The organism is Pinisolibacter sp. (assembly GCF_036782435.1).
Lineage (GTDB): Bacteria > Pseudomonadota > Alphaproteobacteria > Rhizobiales > Ancalomicrobiaceae > CALBKH01.
Window position 1 is genome coordinate 26756 of sequence record NZ_DAIPZB010000030.1, and the last position, 15879, is coordinate 42634.

The 15879-nt window shown below is 69.8% G+C and carries 15 protein-coding genes; 4 read left to right on the forward strand and 11 right to left on the reverse strand.

The window, feature by feature from the left end; translation table 11 throughout:
- Window positions 1–101: 101 nt before the first annotated feature.
- Entirely contained in the window at window positions 102–320 is a 219-nt protein-coding gene (locus V7Q42_RS13955) for a hypothetical protein (protein ID WP_333824702.1), read from the forward strand.
- A 77-nt stretch (window positions 321–397) separates the two neighbouring features.
- Here V7Q42_RS13955 and V7Q42_RS13960 read toward each other — a convergent pair whose 3' ends face one another.
- On the reverse strand, window positions 398–2353 hold the full coding sequence (locus V7Q42_RS13960; protein ID WP_333824703.1) for a methyl-accepting chemotaxis protein: 1956 nt from the start codon (window positions 2351–2353) through the stop codon (window positions 398–400).
- Window positions 2354–2514: 161 nt separating this feature from the next.
- Between V7Q42_RS13960 and V7Q42_RS13965 the strand changes: the two genes are divergently transcribed.
- Window positions 2515–2994 carry a YaiI/YqxD family protein gene (locus tag V7Q42_RS13965; RefSeq protein ID WP_442958203.1) on the forward strand — a complete coding sequence of 160 codons (480 nt, stop codon included), beginning with the start codon at window positions 2515–2517 and terminating at the stop codon, window positions 2992–2994.
- Between the two features lie 235 nt (window positions 2995–3229).
- Here V7Q42_RS13965 and V7Q42_RS13970 read toward each other — a convergent pair whose 3' ends face one another.
- The 9 genes from V7Q42_RS13970 to V7Q42_RS14010 form a co-directional block, all read right to left on the reverse strand.
- On the reverse strand, window positions 3230–4552 hold the full coding sequence (locus V7Q42_RS13970; protein WP_333824705.1) for a class I SAM-dependent RNA methyltransferase: 1323 nt from the start codon (window positions 4550–4552) through the stop codon (window positions 3230–3232).
- Between the two features lie 170 nt (window positions 4553–4722).
- Complete coding sequence (locus V7Q42_RS13975; RefSeq protein ID WP_333824706.1) at window positions 4723–5463, reverse strand: TlyA family RNA methyltransferase; 741 nt, start codon at window positions 5461–5463, stop codon at window positions 4723–4725.
- A gap of 4 nt (window positions 5464–5467) precedes the next feature.
- Window positions 5468–5614: a hypothetical protein gene (locus V7Q42_RS13980; RefSeq protein ID WP_333824707.1), complete on the reverse strand. Its 147-nt coding sequence runs from the start codon at window positions 5612–5614 to the stop codon at window positions 5468–5470.
- 268 nt (window positions 5615–5882) lie between these two features.
- Window positions 5883–6797, reverse strand: coding sequence for an MBL fold metallo-hydrolase (locus V7Q42_RS13985; RefSeq protein WP_333824708.1), 915 nt, complete (start codon window positions 6795–6797; stop codon window positions 5883–5885).
- Window positions 6798–6808: 11 nt separating this feature from the next.
- Window positions 6809–7639 carry a sulfite exporter TauE/SafE family protein gene (locus V7Q42_RS13990; protein WP_333824709.1) on the reverse strand — a complete coding sequence of 277 codons (831 nt, stop codon included), beginning with the start codon at window positions 7637–7639 and terminating at the stop codon, window positions 6809–6811.
- 8 nt (window positions 7640–7647) lie between these two features.
- The gene (locus V7Q42_RS13995; RefSeq protein WP_333824710.1) at window positions 7648–8901 is read right to left on the reverse strand and encodes an MFS transporter; all 1254 of its coding nucleotides are present in this window, start codon (window positions 8899–8901) and stop codon (window positions 7648–7650) included.
- A 94-nt stretch (window positions 8902–8995) separates the two neighbouring features.
- Window positions 8996–10438: a lipopolysaccharide biosynthesis protein gene (locus V7Q42_RS14000; protein WP_333824711.1), complete on the reverse strand. Its 1443-nt coding sequence runs from the start codon at window positions 10436–10438 to the stop codon at window positions 8996–8998.
- Window positions 10439–10592: 154 nt separating this feature from the next.
- Window positions 10593–11345: a hypothetical protein gene (locus tag V7Q42_RS14005; RefSeq protein ID WP_333824712.1), complete on the reverse strand. Its 753-nt coding sequence runs from the start codon at window positions 11343–11345 to the stop codon at window positions 10593–10595.
- Window positions 11346–11433: 88 nt separating this feature from the next.
- Window positions 11434–12681 carry a VpsF family polysaccharide biosynthesis protein gene (locus V7Q42_RS14010; RefSeq protein WP_333824713.1) on the reverse strand — a complete coding sequence of 416 codons (1248 nt, stop codon included), beginning with the start codon at window positions 12679–12681 and terminating at the stop codon, window positions 11434–11436.
- Window positions 12682–13177: 496 nt separating this feature from the next.
- Between V7Q42_RS14010 and V7Q42_RS14015 the strand changes: the two genes are divergently transcribed.
- Window positions 13178–14041 carry a WecB/TagA/CpsF family glycosyltransferase gene (locus V7Q42_RS14015; protein ID WP_333824714.1) on the forward strand — a complete coding sequence of 288 codons (864 nt, stop codon included), beginning with the start codon at window positions 13178–13180 and terminating at the stop codon, window positions 14039–14041.
- Window positions 14042–14045: 4 nt separating this feature from the next.
- Window positions 14046–14714 carry a hypothetical protein gene (locus V7Q42_RS14020; protein WP_333824715.1) on the forward strand — a complete coding sequence of 223 codons (669 nt, stop codon included), beginning with the start codon at window positions 14046–14048 and terminating at the stop codon, window positions 14712–14714.
- 4 nt (window positions 14715–14718) lie between these two features.
- Here V7Q42_RS14020 and V7Q42_RS14025 read toward each other — a convergent pair whose 3' ends face one another.
- A complete protein-coding gene (locus V7Q42_RS14025; RefSeq protein WP_333824716.1) occupies window positions 14719–15813 on the reverse strand; it encodes a glycosyltransferase in 1095 nt (364 codons plus the stop codon).
- Between the last annotated feature and the right edge of the window lie 66 nt (window positions 15814–15879).

Genomic DNA, 15879 nt, shown 5'->3' on the forward strand with positions numbered 1-15879 from the left:
GCGAAACATCCGCTCGAACCCGGCGCGAACCCACCGTTCGTGTCGGGCTCGCGACCATGTCCGGTCGAAAGACGACGAAATCCGACGAGAGGATCGCGATCATGGCGGTACACATGGTGAAGGTCGCCTACGAGGGGGCGGTGACGAAGGCGCTGAAGAGCGCCGAAGCCGGTCCCACCACCGGCGGCGTGGTGGTCTACGAGATCCGCGACGTGCCGGCGAACCTGACGATCGACGACGTCGTCGATGCGGTGAAGCGGGTCGGCGGCAAGCCCAGGCACACCGATCACGAAGTGAAATGGGCCGACCTCGCCGGATGACGCCGAGGCGCGGTGGCGGAAGGAAGAAGGGCGACGCCGATGGCGCCGCCCCTTCGTCGTGCGATCCGCGAGCGGGGTCACACCCGCTTGAGGTCGTCGATGTAGACGCCGATCTCGCGATGCAGCGCGGTGCGGAACTCGCCGAGTTCGTGTGCGGTGGCGAGCACCCCTGCGGCGGCGCGGCCGGTGTGGCCGGCATCCTCGCCGACCGCGCCGATCCCGTTGGAGACCATGCGGGTGCCGTCGGCCGCCTGCTGGATGTTCTGGGCGATCTCCTTGGTGGCGAGATCCTGGTCGCCCATGGTGCCGGCCATGTCGCGGGCGATCTCGGTCAATTCGCGGATGGTGTCGCCGATCGAGCCGATCGCGTCGACGACCTTCTGCGTGTCGCCCTGGATGTGGGCGACCTGCGAACTGATCGCCTCGGTCGCCCGCGTGGTCTCGTTGGCCAGCGCCTTGACCTCGGTCGCGACGATGGCGAAGCCGCGCCCCGCCTCGCCGGCTCGTGCCGCCTCGATGGTGGCGTTGAGGGCGAGGAGATTGGTCTGCGAGGCGATGGTGTTGATGAGTTCGACCACCTCGCCGATCCGCGCCCCGCTCGACGCCAGATTGCGCACCACCTGATCGGTGTTGCCGGCCTCGCTCAGCGCCCGTTCGGCGATCTCGGCGGTGCGGTCGACCCGGCGCAGCACCTCGTGTACCGAGCTCGCCAGCTCCTCGCTCGCCGCCGCCACGGCCTGGACGGTGCGCGACGTCGATTCCGCTTCGCGCGCCGCATCACCCGAGCGGGACGCGGTGCGTTCGGCGACCGCGTTCATCTCGCGCGCCGTCGCTTCCATGCGGTCGGCCGCGGCCGACATGTCGCCGAGCAGCTTCTCGATCGACCGGCCGAAGGTCTGGGTGCGCTCCTCGCGCCGGACGCCGCGCTGGTGACGATGCTCGGCGTCCTCGCGCGCCTGGGCCTCGCCCTTGCGCCGCGCCTCGACCGCTTCTTCCAACGATTGTGCCGCATGAACCATGGCGGCGATCTCGTCGATCGGGCCGGGGGCGGGCAGATCGACGGCATGGCCGCCTTCGCCGATCGTCTTCATCGCGCCGGTGAGCGCGGTGAGCGGCCGTCCGACGTCGTGCTGCAGCCAGACGGCCATGGCGACGCCGCCGACCGTCATCGCCAGTGCCAACACGCCGAAGATCAGCATCGCCCGCGTCCGAGCGGCATCGAGATCGGTGCGGTCCGCCGCCATCACGTAGGAGCCGATGCGCTGGCCCGAAAAATCGGTGAGCGGCTCGCCGGCGACCGTCCACGAACGGTCCTCGAAGGCGGTCGTCTCGTAACGGCCGCTCACGCCCTCCTGGATCGCCGCCGAGAGGGCGTGATCGGCCGGGAAGCTCGAGGCGAGCATCTTGCGCGTCGAAGTGCCGTTTTTCTCCTTCGTGTCGACGAGGAGGGCGAGACGCAGGCCGGTGCGCTCGGTGAAGGCCTTGACGAATTCCTGTTCGAAGCCGAAGCCGAATTCGACGGTGCCGAGATGCTTGCCGCCGCTCGTCACCGGGCTGACGGCGCGAATGCCCATGCCGGCGACGCCGCCCTCGAGGCCGCGCACCTCGCGGGAGCCCTGATTGGCCTCCACCACGGTCTTGCGGAAGCCGGAGAGATCGTCGCCGAACTTCTCCGGCTTGTGGACCCGCAGGAACGAGATGGCCGGCGGCAGGTGGAACTGGAACTGGTCGAAGCCGTCTTCCTTGATCGTCGGGAAAGCCGGAAGCAGCGCCTTGCCGAGCGCGTCACGGTTCTGCGCCGCGAAGGCGTCGACGAAGGTCGGTACGTGGGCGACCAGACGCGCCATCGACTGGGCCCGTTGTGCCTGGGTCGCGATCTCGGCGTTGAATTGGCGCGATCCGGCGGCGAGTTGGCGTTGAACGTCGTCCTGGATCAACCCGCCGATGAACCACATTCCCGTGCCGACGCAGAGTGCGACGGCGGCCGTGATGCCGGCTCCGATGCCGAGCGCGAAGCGTGTACGAAGGCGCATTGAAAGTTCCCCGCGAAACCATGCGATTGGACAATCTCGCTCCGACACGGTTGACGGGATGTTAAATTTACCGAAGAACTTCGATTTCGATCCGAGGTTTCCTTTGACCTTCAGCAAATGACATCAGGGGTTCCCCTGAACGGGGCCGATGTCGCCGCCGTATTACGCCACGTAATGGAGGGGACGTGCCCGTCATACTCTACGTCGACGCAGATGCCTGCCCCGTGAAGGATGAAATATTGCGTGTCGCAGGAAGACTGAAGTTGAAGACGTGCTTCGTCTCCAATTCATGGATGAGATTACCTGATGATCCGCTGGTCGAACGAGTCGTCGTCGCCCAGGGGATGAACATCGCCGACGACTGGATCGCCGAGCGGGCAGGGCGCGGGACTGTGGTGGTGACCGCCGACGTGCCTCTCGCCGACCGCTGCGTGAAGGCGGGGGCCCGGGTGGTCGCGCCGAATGGTCGCACCTTCGATGCCGCCTCGATCGGCATGGCGCTCGCCACCCGCGATCTGATGGAGGATCTGCGCTCGGCCGGCGCCGTCACCGGCGGCCCGCGGCCCTTCGCCCCGAAGGATCGTCAGACCTTCCTCCAGGCCCTCGATCGCGAGGTACGCCGAGCGGCGAAGGACCTCTGATACCGAGCGGATGAAGTTCCGACCTGTTCGGAACTTCATCCGCGAAGGCGAGCCCGAACGGGCGTCGGCCGGTCAGGCCGCAACTCACGAAATTCGGACGAGTCCGAATTTCGTGAACTCGGTATGATGCGGTACCCGCGATATTTCGACTGGCTCGAAATTTCGCGGGTACCGCATGAGTTCGACGACGTCGGCGGCCGTGGTTCGACCTTCCCCGAAGGCGGTCCGGCCGCCCTCAGCGCTTCTCGAACACCACCACGGCCTCGACGTGATGCGACCACAGGAACTGATCGATCGGCGTCACCGGGCTCATGCGCCAGCCGGCGTCGACGAGATAGCGCGCGTCGCGCGCCAGCGTCGCCGGATTGCACGACACCGCGACGATCACCGGCACGCCCGACTTCGCCAGTTCCTTGACCTGCGGCGCGGCGCCGTCGCGTGGCGGATCGAACACCACCGCATCGTAGCCGGCGAGCTCCTTGGCCATCAGCGGCCGGCGATAGAGATCGCGCGCCTCGACCGTCACCGGCTTGAGGCCCTGGGTGTGGCGCGCCGCATAGGAGAGCGCCTCGAGCGCCGGCTTGTCGTTCTCCACCGCATGGACCTGGGCGAGGCGCGACAGGCGCAGGGCGAAGGTGCCGCAGCCGGCGAAGAGATCGGCGACCCGCGCCGGCCCCTTGGCCTTCTTCGGCCGCGCCGCCAGCGCCGCGACGACCGCCGTCTCGACCAGCCCCGCCATCGCTTCCTCGGCCACCGCCACCGCCTGGATGAAGGCGCCCGGCGGCGGCATCACCGCGATGCCGCCGAAGCGGATCACCGGCGGATGCGCCTCGACCACGATCTCCCGGCCGACCGAGAAGCGGGCGAAGCCGAGATCGAGGGCCTGGGCGATCGCCTGCTGGCGCCGCTCCGGCGGCAGTTCCGCCTCGCCGACCGAAACGTCGAGCCCGGTCTCGGTGTCGAGCACGGTGAAGATCGCCCCCTTCGCACCGAAGGTCAGGAGATGCGAGATCTTGATCAGCTTCGGCAGGCTGGCGCGGATGCGCGGGGTGATCACCAGACAACCGTCGGCCTCCACCACCGTGTGGGAGAGCCGCTCGCGGAACCCGGCGACCGGTGCGCCGGTCCGCCGCTGCACCGCGATCACCGCCCGCCGGCGGCTCGCCGGTCCGGTGGCGACGCAGTCGCCGATCTCGATCTCGAGACCGCGATCGAGGAACGCCTCGAGGATCTGGTGGCGCTTCCAGGCGAGATAGGCGTGTTCGCCCCAATGCTGCAGCGAGCAGCCGCCGCAGCGGTCGTAGACCGGACAGGCCGGCTCGATCCGGTCGGGGCTGGCGTGGAGGATCTCCTCGATGCGCCCACGTTCGTTCACCCCTTCCCCGGTGATCGAGACACGAACCGTCTCGCCCGGCAGCGCCCCGCCGACGAACAGCCGCTTCTCGCCGGCCTCGGTTTCGAACACGGCGACGCCGTCGCCCTTGTGGGCGATGTCGCTGATGGTGACCGTCTCGGTCGCGGGAGCGGTCGGGTGGGAGGCTTCTTCGCGGTTCATCATGCGCTTCTGCCCCAACCGGGCCGTGAATGCGAGCGGAAAGCGGGCTCGTACCATCGGCCGTTGGAAAAGACCGATGGTATTCCCGACGCGAGTTTCGCATGCCTCTGACGCAAATGAGAAATTCGCGTGCAGTCGAAGGCGGGGTGCGTCGGCACCTTCGGCCTTTGGTATCACGCCGCTGCTTTGCGGGCGGCCACGACCCATTCGCGGTTGCCGTCGCCCCCGGTGATCGCCGCCGGCGCCCGGCCGATCGGCGTCCAGCGGTGGGCGACGAGCATCGCTTCGATGCGATCGACGGCGGCTGTCGCCTGCGCCTCGTCGCGGACGATGCCGCCCTTGCCGATGTGGTCGCGCCCGACCTCGAACTGCGGCTTGACCAGGAAGACGCCGACGGCGCCGGGCGCCGCGAGGTCGAGGGCAGGGGGGAGCGCCAGCGCGAGCGAGATGAAGGAGACGTCGGCGACGACGAAGGCGGGCGCGGCCGGCAGATGCGCGGCGGTCAGGTCGCGGGCGTTGAGCCCCTCGATCGCCACGACGCGCGGGTCCGTCGCGACCACCTCCGCCAACTGCCCGTGACCGACGTCGATGGCGGTGACCCGCGTCGCGCCGCGCGCCGTGAGCACCTGGGTGAAGCCGCCGGTCGAGGCCCCGACGTCGAGGCACTCGCAGCCCTCGGGCGACAGCGCGAAGGCGTCGAGCGCGCCGGTGAGTTTCAACGCCGCCCGCGACACCCAGGCAGCAGCCGGATCGGCGACGACGAGCGTCGCACCCTCACCGACCGCCGCGCCCGGCTTGGTCTCGACCCGGCCGTCGATCGTCACCTCGCCGCGTCGAATGGCATCGGCCGCCCGCGCCCGCGTCGCCATGAGGCCGCGTCGCACCAGCGCCTGATCGAGTCGTTCGCGGGACATGGGCTCAGAGACAGGCGGCGAAGCCGGTGGCGATGGTGTCGAACCACACCCCGGCGCCGAACCGCAACCACGCCCAGACGGCGAGCCCCATCGCGGCCACGAAGATCGGCGTGCCGATATAGAGAACGGGACGGGGCAGGGCTTTCGACATGAGTGCAGTATAGAGCCGAAGCGGAGTGGAGGGAAATGGCGGGACGCCCCCTTCTCCCCTCGCGGGAGAAGGTGCCCCGCAGGGGCGGATGAGGGGGTGCCGCGAAGCGGCAACCGGGTGGAAGCGTCGGGCTCCTTGGTCTGCGAGAGGCCCGAACCCCTCATCCGGCCTTCGGCCACCTTCTCCCGCAAGGGGAGAAGGGACCCTCGTGGCCTCGTTCTCGTGTTCCCGAAGATCCGAGATTCGGGTGCGTGTCGCCTCCTGCGCCTCACGCCAATCGATAGCGCGCCGCCAGATCGACCCGGCCGTCGCTCGCCACCAGACCGCGCGCCACCAGATCCTCGACATGGGCGAGCATCGACAGCGCCGCCGCGCCGTGCAGCGAGCGGTCGACCTCGGCGTAGACGATGCGCACCATGTCGGGGATGGTCTCGTCGCCGGCCGCCAGCCGATCGAGCACCGCCTTCTCGCGGCCGAGACGATGGCGCACCAGCGCCTCGAGGAACTCGCCCGGATCGGCGATGCCGTTGCCGTGGGCGGGCAGCAGCAGGCTCTCCGGCCGGTCGATCAGGCGGCGGAGCGACGCCATGTAGTCGACCATCGAGCCGTCAGGCGGCGCGACGATCGACGTCGACCACGCCATGACGTGATCGCCGGTGAAGGTCGTCTCCTCCTGCGGCAGCACGAAACACAGATGGTTCGGGGTGTGGCCGGGCGTGGCGATCGCCTCGAGCACCCAGCCCTCGCCGGCCACCACGTCGCCGTCGCCGAGGGTGACGTCGGGACGGAACTCGTGGTCGCCGGAGGCGTCGAGCGGATTGATCTCGCCGAGATCGAGCGGTCGCGCCGGCCGGTGCGGTCCTTCGCCGTAGACCCGGGCGCCGGTCGCCCGCGCCAGCGCCCGCGCCGCCGGCGAATGGTCGCGGTGGGTGTGGGTGGCGAGGATCGCCGAGACCGGCCGGCCGTCGATCGCCCGCAGCAGCGCGTCGATGTGGGACGGATCGTCCGGCCCCGGGTCGATCACCGCCAGATCCCGTGTCCCGACCAGGAAGGTGTTGGTACCGTGGAAGGTGAACGGCCCGGGGTTCTTCGCCACCACGCGGGTGACGAGATCGGAGAGCCGCACCGCCTCGCCGTGGCGCGGGTCGAAGCTGCGGTCGAAACGGGGCGCGTCGGCGGCCATCGGCGGTTCCCTCACTTGAGGAGCGAGACGACGAAGCGCAGGCCCATCAGCGCCAGGAAGATCGCGAAGGCGATCTCCAGCGTCCGCTTCGGCAGCCGATGGGCGAGGCGCGCACCGATCGGCGCCACCCAGACGCTGGTCGGCATGACCAGCGCCGCGCCGATCACCGACACGAAGCCGAGGGAGAGCGGCGGCAAAGCCCCCATCTTGCTCCACCCGGCGAGCACGTAGCCGATGGCGCCGGGGATGGAGATGAGGACGCCGATGCCCGAGGCGGTGGCGACCGAGCGGTGGATCGGCACCTTGCAGAAGCTCAGAACCAGATTGACGATCGAGCCGCCGCCGATGCCCATCAGCGCCGACAGGAGGCCGGTGACGCCGCCGATCACGGCGCGCCACGGCTCGCCGGGCACCCGTTCGGCGATCGCCCAGCTGTCCTTGCCGAAGCCCAGCTTGATCGCCGTCGCCCAGGCGACGAAGACGAACACCAGCTTGAACACCGCCGGCGGTGCGAAGGAGGCGATCCACGAGCCGAGGAGTACGCCGACGATCGTCGGGATGGCCCAGGCCTTGAGCAGTTCCTCGTCGACGGCGCCGCGCGCTCGATGCGCCATGAAGGAGCGGATCGAGGTCGGGATGATGACGGCGAGCGAGGTGCCGACCGCCAGCTGCATCTTGAGATCGTCCGCGACGCCGATGACGCCGAACAGCTGGAACAGCACCGGCACCATCACCGCGCCGCCGCCGACGCCGAAGAGACCGGCGAGCAGGCCGGAGATCACACCGGCGCCGAGCAGCACCGAGGCGAGAAAGGCCATTTGGCCGAGATCGAATTCACCCATCGTCGAGATCAGGCTCCTCTGTCGTCGATCAGTCTGTCGCGCCGTGCGAGGCCGGGGAAGAGCCGCATCCACAGACCAGCCACCACCAATGTGCCGACCCCGCCGAGAACCACCGAGCCGACCGGCCCGATCGCCGCCGCGAGCGCCCCGGATTCGAACTGCCCGAGCTCGTTGGAGGCGCCGATGAACACCGAATTGACCGCCGAGACGCGGCCGCGCATCTCGTCCGGCGTCTCCTGCTGCACCAGCGTCTGGCGGATCACCACCGACACCATGTCGGAGGCGCCGAGCAGGACGAGGAAGGCGAGCGACAGCCACAGCGAGGCGGAGAGGCCGAAGCCGACGGTGGCGAGGCCGAAGCCGGCGACCGCGGCGAACATGATGCGGCCGGCGTTGCGTTCGAGGGGATGGCGCGCCAGCCACAGGCCGACGATCGCCGCGCCCACCGCCGGCGCCGAGCGCAGTAGGCCGAGCCCCCACGGGCCGGTCATCAGGATGTCGCGGGCGTAGATCGGCAACAGCGCCGTCGCCCCGCCGAGCAGCACCGCGAAGAGATCGAGCGAGATCGCCCCGAGGATCACCGGACGGGAGCGGATGAAGGCGATGCCGGCGAGAAGCCGTTCGAGGCTCGGCTTGCCGCCGACACCGTTCACCGGTCGCGGTGGGATGGAGAAGACCGCGATCGCGCCGGCGGCGAAGGCGGCGAAGGCCGAGGCGAAGGCCACCGTCGGGCCGAACGCATAGAGCAGGCCGCCGAGCGCCGGCCCGCCGATCGTCGACAGTTGCCACGTCGACGACACCCAGGCGATGGCCCGCGGAAACTCCTCGCGCGGCACCAGCATCGGCACCAGCGCCTGCGACGCCGGCATGGCGAAGGCGCGCGCCGTGCCGAACAGCGCCGCGAGTCCGTAGACCGGGGCCGGGGAGGTCGTCCCGACGATCACCGTGACGAGCAACCCGAGCGACACCGCCGCCATGGTGGCGAAAGCGGCGGTGACGACGAGACGGCGATCGAACCGGTCGGCGACCTCGCCGGCGACCAGCGCGAAGAGGAGATTGGGCAGGAACACCGCCAGTCCGACGAGGCCGAGCGCCCAGGCCGAACGGGTGATCTCGTAGACGTACCAGCCGACGCCGACGTCATGGACCTGGATGGCGAGCCCGGTGGCGAAGCGTGCGCCGAGATAGAGACGGAAATCGCCGTAGCGAAGAACCTCGCGGCCGGAAGCCGGGTTCGGTGCCGTCGTGGCGGTCTGGGTCATCGAGGTGTCCGCGGGGGCAGGCGAGGCGCGGCCGTGTCGGGATGGCGCGTCCGTAGTTTTCCGCTCTAACACGTCGAGGAGGGCACTGTCTTCCTCAGCCGGTTCGCCTGCGCAATTTCGTGATCACGAATCCGCGCTCGCTTGGAAAGAGCAATGCCATGGCGGCGCCGTAGACGATCACCCCGGCGATGATCTCGCCGATCAGCGCGAGGGTTCCCCGGCCCCAGGGGACGGCCGCCAGCACCGCGCACATCACCCCGGTCGAGCCGAGGATGCGGACCCAGCGACTCCACTGCGGCCTGAGCCGGTAGTCCTTCATCGCGATCGCCATGGTCAGAAGGGCGGCGAGCAGCGTGCCGGCGACGCAGCCCACCGTCGCCCAGACCAGCCCGGCGATTCCGCCGCCGCCCCACACCAACCCCACCGCCACGCCGACGACGCAGCCGAGCGCCTCGATGGCCATCAGCGGCACCATCCGGCCGGGCGCGGTGTGGAGCAGGAACAGCTGGTCGACGTAGTGGGCGCGCTGGTTGCGGATCGATCCGGCGAGCACGGCGAGCGGCAGGATGGCGATCGTCGCGGCGCGGAACGGCTCGGCGATCATCGCCTCGACCAGCGGCCGGCTCACCATCGCCACCCCGGCGGTGGTCGGGGCGAGGAGGGCGAAGAGCATCGACCCGTTGTCGGCGAGCTGCTTCAGCGCGCCTTCCTCGTCGCCGCTCTCGTAGAGCCTGACCGCGATCGGGAAGGCGGCCGCGGTGAGCAGCATCGCCGCCACCGACGACACCCGCTGTCCGAGCCCCCATCCGACCGACAGGAGGCCGAGCGCCTCCGCGCCGGCGAGTTGGTCGACGACCAGCCGGATGCCGTTGGTGGCGATCCAGGCGAGCATTCCGGTCGCCAGCATCGGCAGTCCGTAGACGAGTGCATCGCCGATCACGTCGCGGCCCGGTATCGGGATCTTCGGCTTCACCCCGAGACGGATCATCACCACTGCGAGACCGAGCACCTGGACCACCGCGATGCCGGCGAGCGCCGCCGTCGGCGTCGCCCCGAAGGCGATGACGCCGACGAAGGAGGCGAGGGTGCCGACGAGCGGCCCGGCGAGCTGGGCGATGGTGTAGGTGGCGATCGCCTGCTCGGTACGCGCGATCTCGCTGTAGTGGGTGAGGAGCGAGCGGGTGACGAAGAGGACGGCCGAGGCGACGAAGAACTCGGCGCTCGGCGTCATGTCGAGCGCGAGGAGCAGTGGCACCGCCGCGACCACCTGGAGGAGCGCGCCGCCGAGCACCACGGCATTGTCGGCTTCGACGAGACGCCGCCGCCGGTCCTCGTCCATCGCCGCGCGGAAGCGCAGGGCATAGAGCGACCACCAGGCGATGGTCACCATGTAGACCAGTTCCTGTGCTGCGAGCACGTAGGAGACGACGCCGTAGGTCTCGGCGTCGAGCAGATGTGTCCACACCACCGCCGCCACGAACATGGCGAGCGGACCCAGGAGCTGGGCCGGGAGGTAGAGGAGCGTCTGTCTCAGCATCATCGCTCGGGCACCGCATTCGGCGCGGCGCCGGGGTCACCGGCGTGGTGCGCCCGGCCGCTCGAATCGCGTCGCCTCCGATGTCGCCCGAGGATGCCGGATGGCGCAAGCCGAACCGGGCGGATCGGCCGTGAATCCGGCGGCGCGACGATGCTCAGGGGAGCCCCCGGGCCTGCGATCGCGCCCGGGTCAGGCGGAACTCGATCGCCCCCGTTTCGCCCCCGTGGGCGCCGGCCGGGTGCGTGAGCCGCGCGCGAATCGCGGCCGCCAGAGCGGACACCTCGGCCCCGAGCGCGGCGAAGCGTCGACGCGGCACGACCTCGAAGGTCAGCGCCACCAGGGTCTCCGTGCCCACCTCGATGGTTCGTGCGACGCCCGGATGGCGCGGCAGCACCGCTCCGACACCGTAGGTCACCGTGCCCCGGCGGATCGCCTCCGCCGAGCCGGAGGTCGGGCGCAGCGTCGCCGCGCCGGCGAGGATCCGCACCGCACCTTCCCCCGTCGTCGGCTCGAGCCGTATGCGGATGCCGGGCGAAGCGAGCATCAGCCCGTGCCGCAAACGGTGGCGCGGCGGCGGGACGATCGGCGTATCGGGGAAGGTGATGTCGAAATGGCGCAGGATCTCGTCGATGTCGTGAAGGTGCAGTCGAGCTTCGTCGCGATCGATCAGAGACTGCACCTCGTGTCCGTCGGCGTCGCCGATCACACCGCGCCGCGGCCGGGGGAGGCCGGTCGCCGGGTCGGGTCGCCACAGGACGAGCGTATAGGAATCGGAGGGGATCTGCTGGATGATCGCGGCGATGTGGGCGCGGTCGAGCCGACGCGGCGGGCGCCCGGGGGCGACCATCCTCTCCGTCGTCTCCACCTCGTTCACCGACCGGACGTCGTTCGGCTGTCCCGTTTGCATCTCCACCTCTCGCCCGCGAACTCTAAGCGGAGTGCCCGGACAACGGGAGCCGAACCGGCCGAATTCGGCGAAATTGAACGATTCGCGGTTAATGCGCGGCGGCGACGGGTGCCGCGCCGCGGCCGCTCGCGCCGACGGTGGGCATCATCGTCATCACCATGACGGTGAAGAACGCCAGATTGGTCGACTTGCTGGAGAGGCCCGTCGACGCCGACATCACCACCACGAAGAAGGCGACCGGCCACAGGCTCGCCCGCGAGGTGGCGCGCACCAGTTCGAAGAGATAGGCGCCGAGCGCGGAGAGGAGCAGCAGCGCCGGGATCAGGCCGTAGAAGGCGACGAAGGCGACTTCGGTGCTCTCGATGCCGATGGTGATGCCCCAGGTCCGCTGCGCCTGGATCATCAGGTCCGGCGGCGGTCCGAACAGGAACTCCTCCCAACCGAGATCGGCGAAGATGCGGAACATGGCGATACGCGTTCCCGCGCTTCCCGAGTCGTCGGAGAAGCGCTGGATCAACCGGTCGGCCGCCCCGGCGTCGACGGCGACGATCGCCACCACGGCGAGAACCGTCACCGCCGCCACCGCCATCGCCGCATCGGTCAGCGTGAAGCGCCGGCCGGCGAGCACCCGCGATGCACCGAGAGCGCCGGCCATCGCCACGATCGCGAAGGCGAGGATCATCGCCACGCGCCCGCCGAACGCGACCAGCGCCGCCGACGCCAGGGACATCGCCGCGATCCGCAGCAGGAGCGGCATCGACCGACCGCCTCCCGTCGCCGTCATCACCAGCCAGCAGCCGGTGGCGAAGGCGTTGTTGAGCGGATGGCCGAGGATCGCCGTCGACCGCCAATCGTGGATGATCGTGCCGTCGACGTCGTACATCGGCGTCAATCGCCACCCGGTGAAGTATTCGACGAGGCCGACGATCGCGTTGACGGCGAAGAACAGATGCAGCGCCGTGCCGATCGGACGCCGCGAAGCCGGATCGAGAGCGCCGATCGCCACGAACACCAGGATCGGCAGGACGAAGGTGTCGATGATCGCCGACAGCGGCAGATGTTGGACCAGCGCGGTGTGGACGAACACCAGCACCACGGCGGCGCCCAGCGCGATCACGCCGGGATGATCGACGGCGATCTCCGCCGCTCGGTGCCCCGCTCCACCGCCTTCGATCATCGCCGCGACGACCGCCGCGACGGCGAACCAGGTCGCCGGATGGATCTTGGTGACGAACGACCCGCCCGAGACGGCGTAGGGAACCCCGAGGGCGACCAGCGCCATCGCCGAGATCATCGCCATCGCCGCCACGCTCGCCCACACCAGCCACGTCGTCACCCGGCCGGCCGTCGTCGGCCGCGCGCGAGGCGCGGACGAAAGGACGGGGAGGGGTCTGACCGGCGAGAAGGCGAGACTCACGGGATCGGCTCTCGGTGACGGGACGGGTCGATACGCGATCGGCCCGTTGCGGCTTTCGTGACGTCCCATCCGACACCGCGACCGGTGGAGAACCGGTATGCGCCGCGTGCGATCTCCGGACATGGTTGATCGATGGTTGCCGCCACCGGGATCGGCTGAAGTCCGCCGAAACATCGCCTCCCCGCGTCGTCGCCACGGCACGTTTCGACGTCCTTCGGGATGGTTCACAATTCGTCACCGAAATCGATAAAATTGTAAGTATCCGACCTGATCTCCATTAACCGAGAGATTGGGAAAGACTTTAAAATTCGATATGAATTGCCTAGCTTCTCGGAGATCGGGCGGGGTGGCGGTGGAGAACCTCATCCACTCCTCGAGAGGTGGCGCCGTGACGACTTTCGCACTCGAGTCTGCCGTGGAGAAGAAGACACACCAGGTCGGTCCCGGCGTCGCTCGGATCGATTCCTGGCGGATCAACGTGCCCGACGAGGCCTGGCTGATCGAACGCATCGTCCAGGATGCCGGCGAGGGCCGTGGCGGGACCGTCTTCACCATCAATCTCGACCATCTCCACAAATTGCGCCACGACGCGGCCTTCCGCGCCGCCTACGAACGCGCCACCTACGTCACCGCCGACGGCATGCCGGTGGTGTTGCTGGCGCGCTCGACCGGGGTCGACATCGAACGCGTCACCGGCGCCGATCTGGTGCTTCCGCTGTGTCGCGCCGCCGCCGCCGTCGGCATCGCAGTCTATTTCTACGGCACCCGCACGGAGATCCTCGATCGCGCCGTCGAGCACCTGCGTCATGAGATCCCCGGCCTCCGGGTCTCCGGCGTCGAAGCGCCGCCGATGGGCTTCGACCCGCACGGTGAAGCGGCGCGCGAAGCGGCCGAACGGATCGCCCGATCCGGCGCCGGCATCTGTTTCGTCGCCCTCGGCGCGCCGAAGCAGGAACTCTTCGCCAACGCGGCGCTGACCTGGTCGGAAGGCGTCGTCTATCTCGGCGTCGGCGCGGCGCTCGATTTTCTCGCCGGCGAACGCCGGCGCGCACCACACGCGATGCAGCGCATCGGCCTCGAGTGGGCCTGGCGCACCGCTCAGGAACCGCGCCGCCTGCTGCCGCGCTACCTGAAATCGGCGGTGTGGCTGTTCGGATACCTGTTGCGCTCGACGCTCGGCATCACCCGCGACGGCCCCCTCCCGCCGGAGGTCACGGTCGAACCGCGGTCGAAGTCGAAGATCGTCGCGCCGGCGCCGCTCTCCGCCCCTCGGAGGTGAAACGATGACTTCGCATCGGCTGTGCCTGATCCACCCGACCGACCCGCGCATCGAGCCTGCGGGCGCCGTCGAGACCCGGCTGAATGCCGTCCTGTCGGCGCTGCCCTCGGACTTCTCGGTTCTCTTCGTCGGCACCGACCACGTCGGTGATCTCCGCCCCGGCACCGGTGCGGCGATCTCGGTGGCCGGCCGATCGGTCGACTTCCTGCCGGTGCGCCGCAGCGGCTCGGGGTCCTTCGCCGCCGGATTGATGCGTCATCTCTCCGCGGTGCGCACCGCCGCGCGCGCCGAGGTCGCCTCCGTTTCGGTGCACGACTTCACCTGGGTGCCGCTCGCCCGTCTCGTCGGCCGGCCGATCGTGCTGGTGGTCCACGCCGATCCGCACGCCGGTGCGATCGCCGGGCGTGTGCCGCTGCGGACGGCGCTGCGCGAATCGCTGGCGCTGCGAGTGGCCGACCGTGTGGTGGCCTGCGACCCGGGGTTCGCCCGCCGGTGTCGCGATGCCCATCCGACGATCGCCGCCAAGACCGAATTGCTGGCTCTTCCCGTCGGCGAAGAGGCCTCGACCGTCTCACTCTTCGACGGCGACGTACAGGTCGCCCGCCTGTGGGAACGCCATCGCCGGCTCTTCGACGCCCACGCCGTCCGGCGCGGCCTGCACGCCGCCGCCTGATCCCTCACGCTTCGGACGTCGCGACGATCTCGTTCACCAGTCGCTCCCATTCGCCGAACCCCTTTTCGAAGGAGTAGGTCTCGGCACGGGCGAACCGCGGTCGTGGATCGCCGGGGTCGGCGAGCGCGATGTCGATGCCGGCCGCCAGCGACGCCGGATCTTCGACCGGCACGAGACGCCCGAAGCGCCCGCCGTCGAGGATCTCCGTCGGTCCGGTGCAGGCGGTCGCCACGATCGGCAGCCCGTGCGCCAGCGCCTCGACCAGCACCATGCCGAAGGCCTCGGTCCGCGACGGCACGGCGAGGACCCGCGTCTGCCGGTAGAGCGCCCGGACGTCGTCCACCTGTCCGAGGAAGGTGACGCGATCGGCGATGCCGAGATCGCGGGCCTGACGGGTCAGTTTCGCTCGCTCGCCGCCGTCGCCGGCGATCACCAGCCGCGCGCCGGGACGCTTCACCCGAGCGAAGGCGTCGATCAGCACGTCGACGCCCTTCTCGTGGCTGAGCCGCCCGGCCGCCAGCACCACGTCCGGTCGCACGGCGAGATCGGCGGCGGTGGACGCCGCGTCGCCGAGATCGATGGTGGCGGGATTGTAGATGCGCAGCGTCTTCGCCGGGTCGGCGCCCCAGCGTTCGATCAGTTCTCGCCGCAGCCCGTCGGAGACGGTGACGATCCGCGCCGCCCGCCGGTTCATCGCCGGCATGCCCCAATAGGCGAGTTTGGCGAGCCGGCCGGTCAGGTACTCCTGGAAGCCGTGGTAGGAGACGACGACCGGCGTCCGCGTCCCCGCCAGCGCCGACGCCGCCACCAGCTTGACGCAGGATCCCGAGATGGCGGCCAGCGCCACGTCCGGCCGGAACTCGCGCAGGATGTCGGCGAGCCGCCGTGTCGCGCGCAGATGACCGGAGCCGAGGATGACGACCCGCGGGTTCGTCGGATCGGCGAACGACGGGCGTCCGCCGTCGAGATCGATCGCCAGGACGACCTCGTCGCCGCGCGCCGCGAAACGATCGGCCAGCGTCGCCCACACCCGTTCCGCCCCGCCGCCGCCGAAGGCGCGGGTGGTGAACAGCAGTCTGAGGCGGCGTCGCGTGGTCATGATCGGCCGGCTCACTCACGCTCTGCGTTTCCGGCCCGGGCCGGTCGTCCTGAAACCAATACATTC